17 protein-coding genes are annotated in these 17480 nt (G+C 44.3%); 5 read left to right on the top strand and 12 right to left on the bottom strand.

The window, feature by feature from the left end; translation table 11 throughout:
* Positions 1 to 105: 105 nt before the first annotated feature.
* From ACM0OX_RS31930 to ACM0OX_RS31895, 8 genes are all read right to left on the bottom strand, one after another.
* Positions 106 to 558 (bottom strand): type II toxin-antitoxin system VapC family toxin, encoded by a 453-nt coding sequence (locus ACM0OX_RS31930; protein WP_414518984.1) that lies wholly within the window; start codon positions 556 to 558, stop codon positions 106 to 108.
* Positions 539 to 781, bottom strand: coding sequence for a hypothetical protein (locus tag ACM0OX_RS31925; protein WP_414518983.1), 243 nt, complete (start codon positions 779 to 781; stop codon positions 539 to 541). The genes ACM0OX_RS31930 and ACM0OX_RS31925 overlap by 20 nt, the downstream gene beginning before the upstream one ends.
* Positions 782 to 796: 15 nt before the next feature.
* On the bottom strand, positions 797 to 2011 hold the full coding sequence (locus tag ACM0OX_RS31920; protein ID WP_414518982.1) for a DUF790 family protein: 1215 nt from the start codon (positions 2009 to 2011) through the stop codon (positions 797 to 799).
* Positions 1941 to 3554 (bottom strand): DEAD/DEAH box helicase, encoded by a 1614-nt coding sequence (locus tag ACM0OX_RS31915; RefSeq protein WP_414518985.1) that lies wholly within the window; start codon positions 3552 to 3554, stop codon positions 1941 to 1943. Before ACM0OX_RS31915 ends, ACM0OX_RS31920 begins: the two co-directional genes overlap by 71 nt.
* Positions 3555 to 3652: 98 nt before the next feature.
* Positions 3653 to 3778, bottom strand: a complete 126-nt coding sequence (locus tag ACM0OX_RS31910; RefSeq protein WP_414518981.1) for a hypothetical protein — start codon at positions 3776 to 3778, stop codon at positions 3653 to 3655.
* A gap of 11 nt (positions 3779 to 3789) precedes the next feature.
* Positions 3790 to 4767, bottom strand: coding sequence for an alcohol dehydrogenase catalytic domain-containing protein (locus ACM0OX_RS31905; RefSeq protein ID WP_414518980.1), 978 nt, complete (start codon positions 4765 to 4767; stop codon positions 3790 to 3792).
* Positions 4764 to 6194, bottom strand: coding sequence for an aspartate aminotransferase family protein (locus tag ACM0OX_RS31900; RefSeq protein WP_414518979.1), 1431 nt, complete (start codon positions 6192 to 6194; stop codon positions 4764 to 4766). Before ACM0OX_RS31900 ends, ACM0OX_RS31905 begins: the two co-directional genes overlap by 4 nt.
* Positions 6195 to 6257: 63 nt before the next feature.
* Positions 6258 to 7271, bottom strand: a complete 1014-nt coding sequence (locus ACM0OX_RS31895) for a DMT family transporter (protein ID WP_414518978.1) — start codon at positions 7269 to 7271, stop codon at positions 6258 to 6260.
* A 421-nt stretch (positions 7272 to 7692) separates the two neighbouring features.
* Between ACM0OX_RS31895 and ACM0OX_RS31890 the strand changes: the two genes are divergently transcribed.
* From ACM0OX_RS31890 to ACM0OX_RS31870, 5 genes are all read left to right on the top strand, one after another.
* Complete coding sequence (locus tag ACM0OX_RS31890) at positions 7693 to 8232, top strand: DUF1349 domain-containing protein (protein ID WP_414518977.1); 540 nt, start codon at positions 7693 to 7695, stop codon at positions 8230 to 8232.
* 278 nt (positions 8233 to 8510) lie between these two features.
* The gene (locus ACM0OX_RS31885; RefSeq protein WP_414518976.1) at positions 8511 to 9344 is read left to right on the top strand and encodes a sugar phosphate isomerase/epimerase family protein; all 834 of its coding nucleotides are present in this window, start codon (positions 8511 to 8513) and stop codon (positions 9342 to 9344) included.
* A gap of 367 nt (positions 9345 to 9711) precedes the next feature.
* Positions 9712 to 10488: an SDR family oxidoreductase gene (locus tag ACM0OX_RS31880; RefSeq protein ID WP_414518975.1), complete on the top strand. Its 777-nt coding sequence runs from the start codon at positions 9712 to 9714 to the stop codon at positions 10486 to 10488.
* Positions 10489 to 10631: 143 nt separating this feature from the next.
* The gene (locus tag ACM0OX_RS31875) at positions 10632 to 10805 is read left to right on the top strand and encodes a hypothetical protein (protein WP_414518974.1); all 174 of its coding nucleotides are present in this window, start codon (positions 10632 to 10634) and stop codon (positions 10803 to 10805) included.
* Between the two features lie 45 nt (positions 10806 to 10850).
* Complete coding sequence (locus ACM0OX_RS31870) at positions 10851 to 13415, top strand: PAS domain S-box protein (RefSeq protein WP_414518973.1); 2565 nt, start codon at positions 10851 to 10853, stop codon at positions 13413 to 13415.
* Here ACM0OX_RS31870 and ACM0OX_RS31865 read toward each other — a convergent pair.
* The 4 genes from ACM0OX_RS31865 to ACM0OX_RS31850 form a co-directional block, all read right to left on the bottom strand.
* Positions 13412 to 14077: an O-methyltransferase gene (locus ACM0OX_RS31865; protein WP_414518972.1), complete on the bottom strand. Its 666-nt coding sequence runs from the start codon at positions 14075 to 14077 to the stop codon at positions 13412 to 13414. The genes ACM0OX_RS31870 and ACM0OX_RS31865 overlap by 4 nt on opposite strands.
* A gap of 19 nt (positions 14078 to 14096) precedes the next feature.
* Positions 14097 to 14984, bottom strand: coding sequence for a DUF1932 domain-containing protein (locus tag ACM0OX_RS31860; protein ID WP_414518971.1), 888 nt, complete (start codon positions 14982 to 14984; stop codon positions 14097 to 14099).
* 269 nt (positions 14985 to 15253) lie between these two features.
* Positions 15254 to 16543, bottom strand: a complete 1290-nt coding sequence (locus ACM0OX_RS31855) for an MFS transporter (protein WP_414518970.1) — start codon at positions 16541 to 16543, stop codon at positions 15254 to 15256.
* Between the two features lie 118 nt (positions 16544 to 16661).
* A complete protein-coding gene (locus tag ACM0OX_RS31850) occupies positions 16662 to 17327 on the bottom strand; it encodes a nitroreductase family protein (protein WP_414518969.1) in 666 nt (221 codons plus the stop codon).
* Positions 17328 to 17480 lie beyond the last annotated feature (153 nt).

Here is a 17480-nt window from a genome sequence, read left to right as displayed (position 1 = left end):
TCTAATTTTAAGTATTTTGTCTGTTTGTTAAGAAAGATGCGGGTAATGGATAGCTGCGTCGGGAAGGGGTTGGGGATTAGTCTTGAGATAAAGTCGCACACGGCGTTAACCTTGTAACGGTAATACAGTAATTAACCCAGAAAATCTTGCAAAATCACCTATGTTGTGAGTGAGTAACTGAGGAATGCCATAAACTAGCATCGTGGCGACAATATTTGCATCATGAACTTGCTTACCACCGCTAGGAATTTCCTCCATAAGTATCAGTAACCTTTCTGTCACCTGAGAACTATCTTCAGCCACCCGAAAGCGGTTATAAAAATAGCGGAGATCCTGAATTACTATTGCAATGGGTAGTGGGTTGACAAACTGTTGCGGACGGGTAAGGGTAGCCAAATATTCCCGCAATACTTGTCGGCTAATCCACAACTCAACTCCTGCATCATAAAAATCTTGAATAGTCTCCATAGCAGGTTGGTGAAATGGAGACTGAATCTGACTAGCGTACACCAGGATATTTGTGTCTAGAAAAACAGGATTACCGCCCCCAATCACCATACATATCCTCACGTCTTAAAGAAAGATTTTCAGGCCAAGGGCCATAATTATGCACAGGAAATTTTAGAGGAGGACGCTTTTCCTTGCTCTCTGCTTTCTCAGCCAAAGGCTTTTCATCAATTACTATTACTACCTGATGCTTACCCTCTGGAATATCCAATGGTAATTGCGCTGTAATCTTACCATCTTTGGTAACTGTGGCAATTGTTTCTATAGATTTCATCTCATTTCTCCTTGTTCAATCCATTACAGCTAACACAGCTTTCGGCAATAACTTATCTTTAAACCAAACAATTCTGGCGGGGACATCATTTAATTTTACTCCCGCTTTTTCTAAATTAAGTCGCTCGGAAATAGCTAAAATTAAGTCATCACGTCCAGCCCGTCGCACCTGAGAAAACTTCTTTTGTAAATATTCAGGCCGCCAATAACCAACAATTTCTAATAAGAAGGTGCGTCCATCAGGATGAACTAAGCGAAAATCAGGAATCATCACACTACCAGGAATTGGTATCAAATCAACTTCTCGCTCTAACGCCCAACCACTTTTCAATGCATCCCACTTATCAGCAAAAGATGCTTCTAGCATACTATCGTAGGGCTTTCCTGGTGGATAGTGGGATACCAAACCACATTCAGAATTGAGAGTGAAACGTCCAGTTTTCCAACTATTTGTATAAGCGTCACGGGTTTGGAGAATCGACGAAAGACTCCATTTGGTAACGTGAAGTAAAGCGGGAATAAGTTTAGCGATCGCTAACCCATATCGCGTACTAGGATTAAACAAGCTTGTCGGCCCATCAATGGTAATTGTAAACCCGTGGTCAGCATCACCCTCAATATAAGCCATCAATTGAAACAACTTTAAATAGCGAAATAACAGCTTATATTCTCCCGGAACATTGCGATGAGCATTTAACACCAGTTTACTAGCCTTATAAAACACACCCTGCACCTGAGATAAGTTATATCTATTTAATAAATCTGGCGCTGTTGGTGCATCAAAAACAGTCAAAATCTTATTTTCAGATAAATCAGCATATAATCCATTCCGAACCTGTTCTAATAAAACTTCCCGCTCAAGTTCTTGAGTTAATTCATCAGCAATTTTACTCAGAGTAACTTGTGTAGATTCTCGACTAGAAACCGACTTTGCAGCCAACGAAAACACCCGTTCTCTTAACATTTGTGGTTCCAAAGGACTAACCACCTCAAAAGTGCAAAAACTACTTTTGAGAATATAAGCTAATCCTCGCTTCACCCGATAATCTGTAGAATCTCCTTCAAAATCAGTCAGTTGTCGCTCAAGCACACCTTGAGTCTTCCCCACTGCTGATTGAAAATAATTAATTAACTCAATCGCCAATTCCGAAGTTGCTCGATCAATCTTCAGTCTCTTCGGGATGATCTCCTCCCCGTTTTGGCGATGCATCAGTAAGTCTGTCGGTAACATCTGCTGAATTTTGGATTTTAGATACTTCGACTTCGCTCAGTACAAGTTTTGGATTTTGGACTGAATAATTAATTTTTAACTGTTCCGCCGCCTTCAAACTCCTTTCCTTCCCACTCCCATACACAACCTGTAACTTCCCTTTCCCCTCTTTTTCTCCCCCTGCTTCCCCTGCTCTCCTCTCCCCTCTCCGCCTAGCCGAAGTCCCCTCCTCACTCGTATCCTCCGCCACCACCTCATACAAAATCGCCTGTTTATTCTCAATATTCCCCTTCCGTAAAATCCTCCCCAAGCGCTGAGTATACTCCCTAGCCGAACCCGTACCCGATAAAATAATCGCCACAGAAGCCGCCGGCACATCAACCCCTTCATTCAACACATGAGAAGCAACCAAAGTATTATATTTACCCTCTCGAAACTTTGTTAATATCTCATGCCGTTCCTTCACAGGAGTTTGATGAGTAATTGCCGGAATGAGCAACTCTTGAGAAATGCGGTAAACCGTCGCATTATCCGCAGTAAAAATTAAAATTCGTGCTGGATAATGTTCTGCTAATAAATTAATCAGAATTCGCAACTTCCCATCAGTACCCAAAGCGATATCTTTTGCTTCCCGATGCGCTAACATCGCCCTACGTCCAGATTGTGATCGCGCGCTCATTTGGACGAACATTTGCCAACCTTGCAAACTCCCCAAAGAAATTTTTGATTGCTTCAAAAAGTCATTGCGGGTTTGAATTAACTGATTGTATCTTTCCCGTTCAAGTTGCGATAACTTTACCTTAATTTGGACAATTTCATGCTCTGCTAACGCCTTCCCTGCCAAATCTTCAGCGCGTTTGCGATATACTTCTTGGCCAATGAGGATATTTAAGTCAGCGTGTTTCCCATCGGTACGTTCCGGTGTCGCGGAGAGTCCCAGACGATAAGGTGCGATCGCATATTCGGCAATTACCCGATTAAAATCTGTCGGTAAATGATGACATTCATCAAAAACAATTAACGCATATTGATTTCCCAACGTCTCAGCATGAATTGCTGCACTATCATAAGTTGCAACGAGAATTGCTGTTCTATCCCGCGAACCACCCCCCAGCAATCCCACCTCAGCATCGGGGAAAGCGGCGACTAAATGTGCATACCACTGATGCATTAAATCCAAAGTTGGCACTACAATCAGCGTCGTGCGTGGCGTTGACTGCATCGCCATTTGTGCTAAATAAGTCTTTCCCGCCGCCGTGGGAAGCACAACGACTCCTTGTCTACCCGCCAGTTTCCAAGCCGCTAGCGCCTCAGTCTGGTGGGGATAGGGTTCCATTTCCAGAGTAGGAACCAAATCTACAGGATAAAATTGCTTGGCCTCATCAATAAAATTCACATCTTCCGCTTGTAGTGCTTCCACTAGCGATCGGTATCTAATTGCTGGGATGCGGAATTTTTCAACTCTATCATCCCACGTAGCATAATCCATCCAACCTTTGCCGCGTGGTGGTGGATGCAAAATTAATGTGCCACGATCAAAATTTAATGTAGGGGTACGAGCCATGAGTATTGGGCATTGGGCATTGGGCATCGGGATTAGGTTACAGGTAACAGGTGACAGGTGATAGGGAATAATCTGTACCCTGTACCCTATTCCCTTCTTTACTCCAAAGGCTTTGATTGTTTTCGGAGATGTCTATTCAAAACCTCCAATTCTGCAATACACCACAAAGGCTCGCTGTCAATTAGCAAACCGTCCATGTCGAAAATGGCCGCCGCGTCTAGCATGAAAACCTCCTTCAAACGCCCATATCAACAACAGTACGCGTACCTGGTTGCGGACTCCAATTCGTCAATTCTTCAGGAAGTTTTTCCAAAGGGATGACTCGACCTAGCAATTGTTCAAAAAATGCTTCGTTGCTCTTAATGTGTGCGATCGCACTTTTCATGGTTTTGTCTGTCGCACCGGCGAAGGATGTCAGTACTGCAATCTCCCGCATAAAGAGTTCATGTGGAGAAATAGGTAAGGAAATTCCTGCTTTGGGTACACCATAAATACACACTACACCTGCTTTGCGTACTACACGCAGCGCTGTTGCAAGACCGCCTGGGGAACCAGAACACTCGACAACCAAATGCGCTTCGTCTTCTTCTGGTTCTTCTACCCGCTCAATTCCCAATTTCTGTGCCCAAGGGATCGGCATTTTTGTAATATCGTAGAGCCTGATTTCCCCATCAAAGTCGGGAGAATGAGTCAGCAGGTAACTGATCAAAGCGCCTGAAAGTCCACCCCCAATCACCAAGATTGTTGGTCGTGAAACTGACAACAAATTGGCAGCAGCCAGAATTCGTCCTACTCCTCGAACCGCGCAACTCAAAGGCTCGATGAGTACTCCCAGTGCAGGATTACGAAATTCAAATCGGTGTAAAGAATTACGGGGTACGCTAATTTTTTCGGCATATCCCCCGTGCTGATTCACACCTAATTCTTGTAAATTTTGACAGTGACTGGTGAGTCCTTCTTGGCAATAGCTGCATTGACCGCAGGAAATCTCGTTATTCAGGGCAAAATAGCCTTGTTCATGAGGTAGCTGACAGACGACCTCATGACCCAGAATAAGTTCGGATTCTAAACCCATTGCTGTGAGTTGTTGATCTGTCTTACAAACTCCGACAAATTCTATATTTGCAATCACTTCTCCCTCTTGAGCAAGAGTCGGCGCGCTGACTTCGCGGACTTCTACTTGATTTGGTCCGCATAGAAATGCAGCTTTCATTTGACACCTCCTAATACGACTGAAGTCGGAAAAAGTTTCGCTCCAAGCTTTTGCAGCACTTGATCGAGGACTGCAATTGTGAGGTCTATTTCTGAATAGGTAATGTCCAGGTAGGGAGCAAACTTGAGGGTGTTGAGGTCGTATCCTCCTGTTTGCAAGACCATCCGCCAGGTTTTTCCCTCAGATATAAAGTTGTTGTCTTGTGCGATCGCTGCTGCTATTTGGGCGGAATTACGGTAAGGTACGCCCTGTTTGTCTGCAAAAACCATGTTCAGCAACAGTCCTAACCCATCTACGCTGTAGACGAAGGGATAACGCGCTTGCAGTTGTTGCAGCTTTTCTAGAAAGTATGCACCCTTTTCTGGCACTGATGTTTCATAGTCCTGTGCTAGCATATATCGCCATGATGCCAACGCTGCAACAGTTCCTAGAGGGTGATTCGCAAAGTTGCTGTGGGCGTGTCCGGGAGTAAAGACTTCTGGATCTACCAAATCTGCTCTCGCCCACACTAAGCTCACTGGACTCAGACCATTGGTAAACGACTTACTCAAGGTGATAATATCTGGCACAAAATCAAAATGCTCAAAGCCGAACAACTTTCCTGTACGGTACATGCCAACTTGAATTTCGTCTGCTATTACCAGAATCCCGCGCTGTTGTAATTCGCCGATAAAATTCTGATAAAAATCCTTGGGTGGAATAGTGTAGCCTCGTCCCTGACAAGGCTCTACGACAATAGCACCTATTTCTGAACTGCTCTCACTAGCGATGCCATAATATTCATTGGAAAAAGCCTTGCCAATCATTTTGGCGCAGTACAAATCGCAGGTTTCTCTTTTCTTCTCATAGAAACACTGGGAGCAATTGGCAAAGGGGAACATAATCGCCCGGTCTGGAAACTCGTTGTAATATTGTCGATATCGGTGGCTACTCGAAAGGCCTAGTGTCCCAAGGGAACGACCGTGGTAAGCACCCGTCATCACAGCGACCCGATTCTTTCCGGTATTTTTACGAACTATCTTCAATGCATCTTCTACCACAAGCGAGCCGCCAACGTTAAACGAGACTCGACCCTTTAAGCCTGTTCTTTCATAAATGGCATCAACTACGATTTTGGCTACTAATAATTTCTCACGATGCAAGAAGTCACCACAAGCTTGGGGGAGAGTATTGAGTTGTTTGAAAACCTCTGATTCAATTTCTGGATTGCGATACCCGAAGTTACAGCTTGAGTGCCACATTCCAGTATCAACGTAAGTGTTACCTTCGTCATCAAAAATAAATCCTCCTTTGCAACCTTTGACGAAGATTGGCCTATCCTGATAATGGACAGTATCTCCCCACGAAAGATATTCCCGATCAATTTGGCGCAAAACTTCATTGCTGACTGTAGATAATATATCCAGTTTCTCTTGATGATTGACCATATTTTTGTTTTTTCCAAGTTATTTATATAGTTTGGTTTTATTCTGCCAACCTAACTTATGTACTCACTCCGGGCTGAGTTCTGTAGACTGCGGCTCTATTACAAGTTGGTTCAACTCACTGCTTACTTTCTCAGGGGAGTGTTCCTCTGCAACTTCTGGTATCGATTCGCTACTTTCCTGTGGCTTTTTCTGGCTCACAGCCATGAACATTGCTACTAGAACCATTCCTGCACCAATAAAACCATTAGTTCCGAAAGTTTCACCAAGTAACAAAAACGCGAGAATTGTCCCAAAAATTGGTTCGAGTGCTTGTATGAACACAGCTTCAAAAGCTGTAATTCGGCGTAATGCTAATATCTGTATCCATATGACGATCGCAGTACCAATGATGCCAAGGTAGAGGAGAACACTTAAATTTGTGAAGTTCGTGACAGTCTCACTAATTGCCTCAAACTGCCCAATGACTTCAGGCGCAGCCCACAACCAAGATAGTAATGCTATGGTCGAGAGCTGAACCATGCTGAATGATAGAGGTGGGTGATCTTGCCCAAGTATCTCAACTGCGATCATGAAACCTGCGCTGAAGAAAGCACAAAGAAACAGCCAAAATTCCCCTACAGGAGGCGGGCCGCTTTCCCAGCCTATAATTAGAATTCCAGTGGAAGCAAGTGCAGCTGCCAGTAACGATACGATAGACAGACGACGGCGGAACACCAGCTCGAACAGTGTTACCAAGGACACGATGAGACCATAGACAAATGTTGCTTGATTAGCTTGAAGTGTCTTAAGCCCAATGGTTTCACTCGTAACGGAACCAAACATGAAAAGTCCAACAATTATCCCGTCACGTACCAAGCGGATATTTAGATTATGAGCGAATAAGGCAAAAGCTACGGCACCGAGCGTAAAACGAATTGCGACTTGTATCATTGGCGAAACGTTACTAACTATTTCTTTGATCGCCACAAATGTAGAAGCCCAGATGAAAGCTGTAATTATCATCAATACAATACCTTGGGCATAAGAATACCGGGTATTATCTGTATTGGATGTGTTATTTATATTCGGTGCGGTCATAGTAAAATTGCAAGCTTTGAAATTGATACTTGCTTGCCACTTATGCATTTTAACATTCTGTCACCATTTAAAATTTGAGTAAAGAGGCTATTGAAAAAACTAATAATTATCATTCAATTGAGTAAATAAGTCGGTGGGGAAAAATCAAACTAAACTATATGAATAAAAATTAACTAGCCTAAAACCCTCTTCCCTTCTGCCTCCTGCCTCCTGCTTCCTGCCTCATCCTAACTACAAATATTTACGCCGACCTACTTAAATTTCATTAAATTTTGAACAAGACACCAACAATTATTCATGAAACTTACCCAGGTTTGACTATATAAACATTCATAACGAATACCAATTTCAAAAAGATTTGCGACAAATAAAGATAGATTGGATGAACAAGTAATTCTTTTTCCTCATGGAGAGAACTGTCATGAAGTGGTATAATGAACCTCCAACTTGGAATATCCAAGATGGCACTATCAAGATTACCTCAAATCAAAATACTGATTTCTGGCGCAAGACCTTCCACGGCTACATTAGGGATAATGGACACTTCTATTACAAACAAGTCAGTGGAGATTTTACTGCTGAGGTAAAAATTAGTGGTCAGTATAAGGAGCAATACGATCAAGCAGGACTGATGGTGCGTTTAGATGAAACGAATTGGTTGAAGTGTGGGATTGAATTGATTGACAGCGTGCAGCATGTTATTGCTGTAGTTACGCATGATTATTCAGACGTGTCTGTTGTTCCTATGCTACACAACCCTGCTGCGATTTGGATGCGTGTGAATCGACGGGGGTCAGCCTTGCAAGTTTTCTACTCTTTAGAGGGAGAGAACTATACCATGTTTAGAATGGCTTATTTGACATTAGTTGAGACTGTGAGTGTGGGGATTATGTGTGCCTCACCAAATGGGAACGGCTTTCCTATGAACTTTGAAGGGTTTAATATCGAATCTGACGAATAGGGTTTATCGCTGTATTATCGGCTTTGAACAAAGTAACGTCTTCAAAGAAGATAACATCTTTAACTTAATACACAATGAAATCGTGACAATAAATATAGTATTTATATACTAGCATCAGTGTTTCCAACAATTTCTTGAAAAAGTTTTTGCAATAGACACTTAATGTGTAACCATAACGTCAGAGGCAAATTTTTTCAAAGCTTTCCTCCAAGGCTAAAAGGCTTATCTTTGTCTACCCAAGCATACTGATGACTATAGTACTGATAGTGTAAGGGTACATGATGTCAAATACTAATAACAAGCAACAGAAATTTGCATGTGCAGCATGGGGTTTTAGAAAGTTAGAAATCCCAGAATACTTCCGTGTAGTAGCTAACTTAGGTATAAAATCGGTAGAAGTCAATGTAGATCGCAGAACACCTAAACATCTACTTGATAGTTGCAGTAACGAGGCAGTTGATCGGGTTGCTCATTGGGCTGATGAATTTGGAGTGCATGTCATTTGCATAGCAGCCGATAACGACTTTACTGTGGTGGATGCATCGGATTTGGAAGAGCAGATTCAGAAGGTTCAACGTTATGTAGATATCGCCAAACGCTTAGGAGCAAAGGTTGTTCGAGTTTTTACTGGTGGTAATGCAAATGAGAATCTTTCCTCAGAACTTTTGAACCGCCTCCATTACGCCTTCAACCGTGTTGGAGGTTATGCGGAAGAACATGAAATTAAGCTGGCAATTGAAAATCATGGAGGACTGACAGTTAATGGCCAACTGACAGCAAAAATCATGGAAGGTATAAAAAGTCCTGCCGTTGGAGTGAATTTTGATCCAGCAAACTTTTTGAAGGAAGGCGTAGATCCTTTAATGGCGCTACGCTATGTCCTTCCATGGGTGAACTATAGCCATTGGAAAGATGTTCGGTGGAACAATGGTGGCACAGAATACTGTGCTTTTGGCGAGGGAGAAATCTTTTGGAAACCAATTCTCCAGGAGCTACTAAACTCTGGCTACCAAGGATATTGGACGGTCGAATACGAAACAATTGAAGATGTTGAGCGCGGAACGAAAGATAGCTTTGTTTCTCTACGTCAGATGTTACAAGAAACTTTCTAAGATAGTAGAATACATCGATTTTCCGAAATAGGTGTGTTGTCATAATCACACATGATACCACTAAATTGGGAGCTGCGATTCTCCTGCACAGAGGCGCCAGATTGCTCTGATCTCTTGATTGGGAGCAACGCGAAAAAGTGCGATCGTCGTGAAAAGAGCAGGGGGAGTGAAGGGACATTTTTAGTATTTTTCATACCGAAATAACCCTAGATATACTTATTTATTTCTCCTTGCCTCCCCTGCTTCCTCATCTCACAAAATTGCATTGCTCCCCTCTTGATCTTGGTGGAGCCAAGATGATTCAGAAGAACATTGTTAAGAGCGTGCGAAAAAAGTCGAAAGACGAATAAACAAAGGGATTTATTTCATGAGAAGACTTGCAGATAAAGTAGCTTTGATAACTGGTGGTAGCTCTGGAATTGGTCGAGCTACAGCACTGGCTTTTGCTAAAGAAGGGGCTAAAGTTGTTGTCGCCAGTCGGCGGAGCTTAGAGGGCGAGGAAACCGTACAGTTAATTAAAGAGATAGACAGCGAAGGTTTGTTTGTTAAAACTGATGTGTCAAAAGCGACAGAGGTAGAGGCATTAGTTAACAAAACAGTGGAAACTTATGGTCGTCTGGATATCGCCTTCAACAATGCGGCTGTTGAGGGACCAATCAAAACGCTCATTGAGCAGACAGAGGAGGAGTTTGAGTCTATCATCAACATCAATCTTAAAGGTTTATGGTTATCTATGAAATATGAGATTCAGCAGATGCTTCAGCAAAGTGGTGGCACTATTGTCAATACCTCCTCAATATCTGGACTCGTAGGTATGCCTGCTTCTTCTATTTATGCTGCCAGCAAACATGGCGTTTTAGGAATGACGAAATCAGCAGCTTTGGAGTATGCTAAATCTGGCATCCGAATCAATGCTGTGTCTCCTGGTTCTATCGAAACCGCAATGCTAAACCGTTTCCTCAGCAGTAACCCGTTCCTCGGTAGTAGCCAAGAAGCCAAAGAGCAGATGATAGCAAAACATCCGTTGGGGCGTATTGGTGAGCCGGAAGAAGTTGCTGAAGCTGTGGTGTGGCTATGTTCAGACGGAGCTTCGTTTGTCACCGGACACTCCCTAACTGTTGATGGCGGTTACACAATACAGTAGGAAATTCGACAATTTTGTCAATATGATTGGCAAAATGCCGCACTCAAACGCCAATCTGTTGTTGATCGCTCAAATGCCTAAAGAGTAGGTGGAACAAGGGAGCAACGCGATTTTGTGAGCGGTCACGCACCTAATTGACAGATATGACGAGTTACTTTCTTTATATTCTCAACAATAAAATAGCTCTTGATGCTGCTGGAGTCAAACAAAGTTATCAGCAACTGTTAACAGAAATGTCCGTGAGGCTCGGTCGCCCTTGGCGTCTCACCTTCTGCCAAAGGGAGAAGACTCGCTATCTCTTCGCATTTGTTAGCTGATTTTGGGAATAATCCTTTAGCTAGCTGCATAAAGGAGAAGCCACATTGAAAGGAACACGTTCCCTTCTAGCGCCTTATGCTGTGGCACTCTTGGCTGTTGGTAGCGTATTGCTACTAACACTATTGCTACAGCCACTACTGAAACAAACGATTTTCTTGCTGTTTTTTGCTGCCGTGGCGGTTAGTGCCTGGTATGGGGGCATGGAAGCAGGATTACTGGCTACTGCTTTGTCTACTTTAGCCGTCAGCTACTTTTTCTTAGAACCAGTATTTTCGCTCTTGGTTGCAAGTCTAGACAACATACTGCGCTTAGGCTTGTTTGTGCTAGTGACAACAATTATTAACTTGCTGAACTCAGAATTACGCACTGCCAAACAACATCTTCAAACGAGTTTGCAGAAACTACAGGTGAGCGAAGCCAGATTTAGAGGGTTGGTAGAGTCCAACATCATTGGGGTAATTGTAACCAATATGGACGGGGCGATGCCTGCGGCGGGCTACGCCTACGCAGAACTCACAACTAAAGGCGTGTGTCAGCCTTTTGAGAACGAATACATCCGCAAAGATAAGAGCCGCGTTCCTGTTCTGTTAAGTTCTGCTTTGTTAGAAAATAACCAAGATGATATTATCTCTTTTGTAATTGATTTAAGCAAACGCAAACAAGTAGAGCTTGCCCTTTCTAAAAGCGAAGAACGCTACCGCACTTTTTTAGAGCAGAGTTCAGAAGGTATTTGGTGCATTGAATTGGAAGTACCAATTTCGCTAGATTGTCCAGAAGATGAACAAATTCAACATTTTTACCAATATGTTTACCTGGCAGAATGCAACAATGTTATGGCGCAGATGTATGGCTGTTCTCGTGCCGAAGAAATTATCGGTGTCAGACTAGGAGACTTTCTTGTTGCCTCCGATCCACATAATATTGCATACCTGCGTAATTTTATCCGTTCTAAGTACCGACTAATCGATGCCGAGTCCCATGAAATAGATAAGCAAGGTAATTCCAAATATTTTTTGAATAATCTGGTGGGAATTGTTGAAAATGGCTTTTTAGTGAGAGCTTGGGGAACTCAACGCGATATCACAGAACACAAACGAGCGGAAGCAGCACTCCGTCAACGAGAAGATGAACTGCGTCTAATTACCAATGCTGTGCCCGCCAAGATTTCTTATGTTGATAGTCAGCAGCGTTATTGCTTTAATAATAAAGAATATGAAGACTGGTTTGGGGTTTCTGCTTCCGAAATTTCTGGTAAACACATTAGAGAAATTTTAGGAGAGTCGGTTTATCAGTCAATTCTCCCTTACGTAGAAGCAGTACTTTCAGGAGAACAAGTAACTTACGAAACCCAATTACCCCATAAAGATGGCACAAACCATTACGTGAATGTCACTTACATTCCCCAGTTCAGTCAGCAGGGGAAAGTTGCAGGATTTGTTGCTCTAATCACAGATATTACACTTCACAAGTTAGCCGAAGCAGCTCTCAAACAAAGCGAGAAACGGTTAAAGACGCTAACCGAAAAAGTCCGCGTGATTCCTTGGGAGGTAAATGCCACTACTGGGAATTTTACTTACGTAGGGCCACAAACTGTTGAGATTCTAGGCTATCCATTGTCAGAATGGTACACCAATAATTTCTGGACAAAACATATACATCCAGAAGATCGGGAGTGGGCTATTCAATATTATCAAGAATCTTCACTGTCACTAAATAATTACGAACTTGAATACAGAATGTTGGCTGCTGATGGCAGAGTTGTCTGGCTATATGACATTGTAAATGTGGTGCGGGATGAAAATGGGCCGCAACTCTTGCATGGATTCATGATTGATATTAGCGATCGCAAGCAAGCAGAGCAAGAACGCGAACAACTGCTGAAACGCGAACAAGCAGCACGCGCCGATGCCGAAACCGCCAACCGGATGAAGGATGAGTTTCTTGCCACACTTTCGCACGAACTCCGTACACCCCTAAATGCTATACTCGGCTGGACGCAGCTACTTAGAACTCGCAAATTCGATCAAGCTACTACTGGCCGCGCACTAGAGACAATTGAACGTAATACTAGATCCCTGACACAACTAATTGAAGATGTTCTCGATGTGTCACGGATTATTAGAGGCACACTTCATTTAAGTATGGATCGGGTTGAACTTGGATCGCTTGTAGAGGCGGCAATCGATACTGTGTACCCAGCAGCCCAAGCTAAAGATATTAATATCAAGTGTAAATTCGACCCCAAATTAGAGGTAGTTGTGGGCGATGCCAACCGCTTGCAACAGGTTGTGTGGAATTTGCTCTCCAACGCCGTCAAGTTTACACCCAAGGGCGGCAGAGTTGATGTGCAATTGGAGTGCATTGAATCTTACGTGCAAATTCGGGTGAGTGATACGGGAGCGGGAATTGCTGCCGAATTCCTACCCCATGTATTTGAACGCTTCCGTCAAGCTGACAGTTCCAGCACGCGATCGCATGGCGGACTAGGATTAGGGTTAGCGATCGTCCGTCACTTGGTAGAATTACACGGTGGCACAGTCTCGGCCGAAAGTCCAGGAATTGGACAGGGGGCGACTTTCGTTGTCAGTCTACCAATGAAAGACCTTTAAATGACGATCGCGATCGCAAAGCCGTCGTATCCTTTGCTACCCACAGTCTGGATTGCCGTAGCACTGACACGCGGCTCAGAAGCAAGCAATTCGTTGAAGCGACGCACCCCCTGGACGCTAGGATCGTTGCTATTGGCATCAATCACCGCTCCGTTACGCACAACATTATCAGCGATAATCAGGCTGCCGCGACGGGAAAGTTTGAGCGCCCACGCGAAGTATTCGGGATTGCTTGGCTTGTCTGCGTCGATGAAGATTAAGTCAAATGGGCCGTGACCTTCGGTGGCAATCTGTGGCAGCGTAGAGAGCGCCTTTCCCAGGCGGAGGTCAACAACGTCGGATAGACCAGCGTGAGCGATATTGGCACGGGCAATTTCGGCGTGCTTTGGGTCAGCCTCCAGCGTGATTAGGCGGCCGTCGCTGGGTAATGCCCGCGCCAGCCAGATCGTACTGTAGCCGCCCAGTGTGCCAATCTCTAAGATGCTTTGCGCTCCTTGGATTTGCGCCAACAGTAGCAGCAGTTTGCCCTGATTCGGCGAAACGTTGTGCGGCGGTAGTCCGGCGGCGGCACTGGTTTGGAGGGCTGTATCCAGCGCGGGGTCTGATGGCACAAGCAGATCGGTAAAGTAACGATCGACCGCAGTCCATTGTTCTTGAGTCATAAATTCTCAGTTTTTACGATTAAGTGTCAGGGCTTGCCTCATCGGAAAGGATTGTAATGATTTCATCCAAAGGGCGATCGCGATTAGACTCTTCTGGTGTTTCTTTACCCAAGGAGGTGTCTTTCACCAAACGGTAAACGTCGGCTGCTCCGTCAAAAATGCGCTCAGTTAGACCCAATTCTTTAAAGGTTTCTGCAATCTCTTCCATTTCTCCTACCCAACGATGGGCTTTTGGTGTCATCGCTGGAATGGAACGGGTTAAAATGCTAGCAAGTTCTTTTTGACTACTAGATACTTCATCCCATAATTCTTTATCCAAACCTAAACGATGGGCTGCAATTAGTAATTCTGTGCCGATTGCTGTAAGTCCTTTTGTCAGGGCTGCGTAAGACATTTTCAACCCGGAAGCCTGACCAATTTCCTCACCAATCACCCGCACATCTAAGCCATAATCTCGCAGTTGTAGGAGTTGATTTGCTTGTTTTCCTGAAGTGTAAATGCGGGTGCGATTGGGAACTCGCGGCGGTGGGCCAATAATTGATGCATCTACGAATGTTCCCCCAACTGATTCAATGAGTTGACCGATATTTATGACTTTTTGGGGTGCGATCGCATTACAGTCAACGTAGAGAATGGGTTTACCCACATTGCTAATCGCCTTAGCTACTTGCTTCGCTGCTTGGGTAGCCGCTGCGGGGACTAGAACTGACAGCACCACATCAGATTCAATTACCAGTTGGGTGAGGGAACCCACATCTTGAATGTTGGCTGCGGCTGCTAATTGCCGAGTTCGTTCGCTGCGATCGTTTAGGGCGGCAATAGTTTTCAATCCATGTTGATTGAGAACAGCTGCGATCGCTTGTCCCATATCACCCGGACTTAAAATACCAATAGTTTGGATAGGCATGGAAAGTTTTATATTTACTTTGTGGCTGACAAGTTAATTCAGGTAATTGAGTCGCCAGCAAACTACTATAATTCGATATAGATACTGTACTACATAAAACGACGATCAGCTTAGGGAACTCCAAGAAATAAATTATCCAATATTGTGGGGTGGGCATCTTGCCCGCCATATAAACTAGGCGGGCAAGATGCCCACCCCACAAGAATTAATTGGATATTTTTTTATTTGGAAGTCCCTTAACAAGCAAGTTATAAAGACTTACGCACACTCTACAAATTCTTCTCTACAAAATAATTACTCTTAGTGGGAGTTTGACCAATTTGCAGTACACAAACTGCGGCAATCAGACAGAGAACGCCTGATAAAATAAACGCTTGTAAATAACTACCCGTCCAAGTTCTCAACACTCCGGCTCCAAATGCTGCCGTGGCTGCACCAAGCTGGTGTCCTGCGACAATCCAGCCGAACATCACGCCGACATTTTCTTTACCGAAGATATTGGCAACAAGACGGACTGTCGGTGGTACGGTAGCAATCCAATCAAGTCCATAGAAGACGGCGAAAATGGAAAGTCCGTAGAAGGAAAAGTTAAAACTGAAGGGCAAGAAAATCAAAGATAAACCCCGCAATCCGTAGTACCAGCACAATAAGTAGCGATTGTTCCAACGGTCAGATAGCCAACCGGACATAGTAGTTCCAAAAAAATCGAATAGTCCCATGATTGCCAAAAGCCCAGCAGCCTTGACTTCCGGGATACCGTGGTCAATGCAAGCAGGAATTAAATGAGTTCCAATTAACCCATTTGTGCTGGCGCCACAGATAAAAAAGCTACCAAATAATAGCCAGAAGTCTCGATTACGCATTCCCAGCCAGAGGGCGTTAAGAGTGGAAGCGATGGAATTGACTCTAGGTTGTAACACTTCCACTGTTTCGCTGTTGTCGCCAAAGGGTCGCAAACCGACATCTGCCGGACGATCGCGCATAAAGACTGCGATCGCTGGAATAATTAGAAGTGCTGCACCAGTCAGAGCCAGAGCCGCAATTCGCCACCCAAAGCGATCGGCCATTGAGGCTAGTATCGGCAGAAACACTAGTTGTCCCGTGGCTGTACTGGCGGTTAAGATGCCCAGAACTAGACCCCGCTTTTCCAAAAACCAGCGATTGACGACAATAGCACCTAAAACCAGGGCAATAACTCCGCTACCACTACCGACAACTACACCCCACAGCAATACTAGCTGCCAGGAAGCTGACATTAAGGTGGTTAAACCGACACCCAGCGCAATGATGGCAAGTGAAAACACCATCATCCGACGAATGCCGATGCGCTCCATAACTGTGGCAGCAAAAGGGCCAATTAGTCCGTAGAGTACTAAGTTAATGGAGATTGCCAAAGATATAGTTGCTCTACTCCAGCCAAACTCTTGTTCGAGAGGCACTATAAAAACTCCAGGAGCAGAGCGGATTCCGGCTGCCACCAGCAAGGCTAGGAATGTTAAACCAGCTACGATCCAGCCATAGTGGAACGAGCGACGCGCTAGGAAGGAGGGTAAGGACATGGTTGGGGAGCAGGGGGGCAGGGGAGCAGAGGAGCAGGGGAGCAGAGGAGCAGAGGAGCGGTAAGTCCTTTCCCTTTGCACCTCTGCCTGTTGTGCCCAATGCCCAATTTAGAGATAACTACCCTGCGTAAGGATTACCGATTCTATCCACAGAGACGTTGGAGGAGAATGGCAAACGACCGGGATTTAAGCGTGGTTCGGCTGCATAGCCAACGGGAACTACAACAGCGATCGCTAAATCTGGATTATCTCCTGCACCAATCACTTCTTTTACCCGATCCTCAATCCAACCGTTCATAAAACAAGTGGATAATCCCAGACTTTCTGCTGCTAACACCAAATGGGTAGCAGCAATGATGGCATCTTTGATCGCATATTCGCGTCGCTTCTCGCCCAGCGCTGCTTGAAATTGCGGAACGGCGGTTTTAAAGTAGTTTACTGTGCCTTCATTCCATGCCCCAGTTTCGAGTCCTCGCTCTAGAATTGGGGCCAAGTTTTGTTCGCCTGCGTTAGGATCGGCGGCAAAGACAAAGGTTACGGGTGCTTGAACAATTTGCTGTTGATTAAAAGATGCTGCTGATAGTGCGGCCTTTTGTGCTTCATCTTGCACAAGAATAATTTGCCAGTCCTGGATATTATAGCTGCTGGGTGCAGCCACGGTTAACTCTACTAGTTGCTTGAGTAGTTCTGGGGTAATGGGGTCTGCTTTAAAAGTTTTGATAGAACGACGTTGAGCGATCGCACTGGGTACATCTAAAGGTTGGGTTTGGATGATGGAACTCATGAGATTCTCCTGATAGTTGGATTATGACCAAATAATTCGTAATTAGCATACAAGCGAATTTATTCATGAAACAAAAACAAAAATTATTCGCAAGGGACAATTACGAATTACGAATTACGAATTACGAATTACGAATTACGAATTACGAATTAC

Origin of the sequence: Nostoc sp. PCC 9305 (assembly GCF_963920915.1) — a bacterium.
Lineage (GTDB): Bacteria > Cyanobacteriota > Cyanobacteriia > Cyanobacteriales > Nostocaceae > Nostoc.
This window is presented reverse-complemented; position numbering and strand designations above follow the sequence as displayed.

Excerpts from the sequence above, each read along its gene's own strand:
- ACM0OX_RS31920 (WP_414518982.1), bottom strand. The coding sequence starts at position 2,011 with ATGTTACCGACAGACTTACTGATGCATCGCCAAAACGGGGAGGAGATC.
- ACM0OX_RS31895 (WP_414518978.1), bottom strand. The coding sequence starts at position 7,271 with ATGACCGCACCGAATATAAATAACACATCCAATACAGATAATACCCGG.
- ACM0OX_RS31925 (WP_414518983.1), bottom strand. The coding sequence starts at position 781 with ATGAAATCTATAGAAACAATTGCCACAGTTACCAAAGATGGTAAGATT.
- ACM0OX_RS31905 (WP_414518980.1), bottom strand. The coding sequence starts at position 4,767 with ATGAAAGCTGCATTTCTATGCGGACCAAATCAAGTAGAAGTCCGCGAA.
- ACM0OX_RS31850 (WP_414518969.1), bottom strand. The coding sequence starts at position 17,327 with ATGAGTTCCATCATCCAAACCCAACCTTTAGATGTACCCAGTGCGATC.
- ACM0OX_RS31930 (WP_414518984.1), bottom strand. The coding sequence starts at position 558 with ATGGTGATTGGGGGCGGTAATCCTGTTTTTCTAGACACAAATATCCTG.
- ACM0OX_RS31900 (WP_414518979.1), bottom strand. The coding sequence starts at position 6,194 with ATGGTCAATCATCAAGAGAAACTGGATATATTATCTACAGTCAGCAAT.
- ACM0OX_RS31875 (WP_414518974.1), top strand. The coding sequence starts at position 10,632 with ATGACGAGTTACTTTCTTTATATTCTCAACAATAAAATAGCTCTTGAT.
- ACM0OX_RS31910 (WP_414518981.1), bottom strand. The coding sequence starts at position 3,778 with ATGCTAGACGCGGCGGCCATTTTCGACATGGACGGTTTGCTAATTGAC.
- ACM0OX_RS31880 (WP_414518975.1), top strand. The coding sequence starts at position 9,712 with ATGAGAAGACTTGCAGATAAAGTAGCTTTGATAACTGGTGGTAGCTCT.
- ACM0OX_RS31890 (WP_414518977.1), top strand. The coding sequence starts at position 7,693 with ATGAAGTGGTATAATGAACCTCCAACTTGGAATATCCAAGATGGCACT.
- ACM0OX_RS31860 (WP_414518971.1), bottom strand. The coding sequence starts at position 14,984 with ATGCCTATCCAAACTATTGGTATTTTAAGTCCGGGTGATATGGGACAA.
- ACM0OX_RS31855 (WP_414518970.1), bottom strand. The coding sequence starts at position 16,543 with ATGTCCTTACCCTCCTTCCTAGCGCGTCGCTCGTTCCACTATGGCTGG.
- ACM0OX_RS31865 (WP_414518972.1), bottom strand. The coding sequence starts at position 14,077 with ATGACTCAAGAACAATGGACTGCGGTCGATCGTTACTTTACCGATCTG.
- ACM0OX_RS31885 (WP_414518976.1), top strand. The coding sequence starts at position 8,511 with ATGATGTCAAATACTAATAACAAGCAACAGAAATTTGCATGTGCAGCA.
- ACM0OX_RS31915 (WP_414518985.1), bottom strand. The coding sequence starts at position 3,554 with ATGGCTCGTACCCCTACATTAAATTTTGATCGTGGCACATTAATTTTG.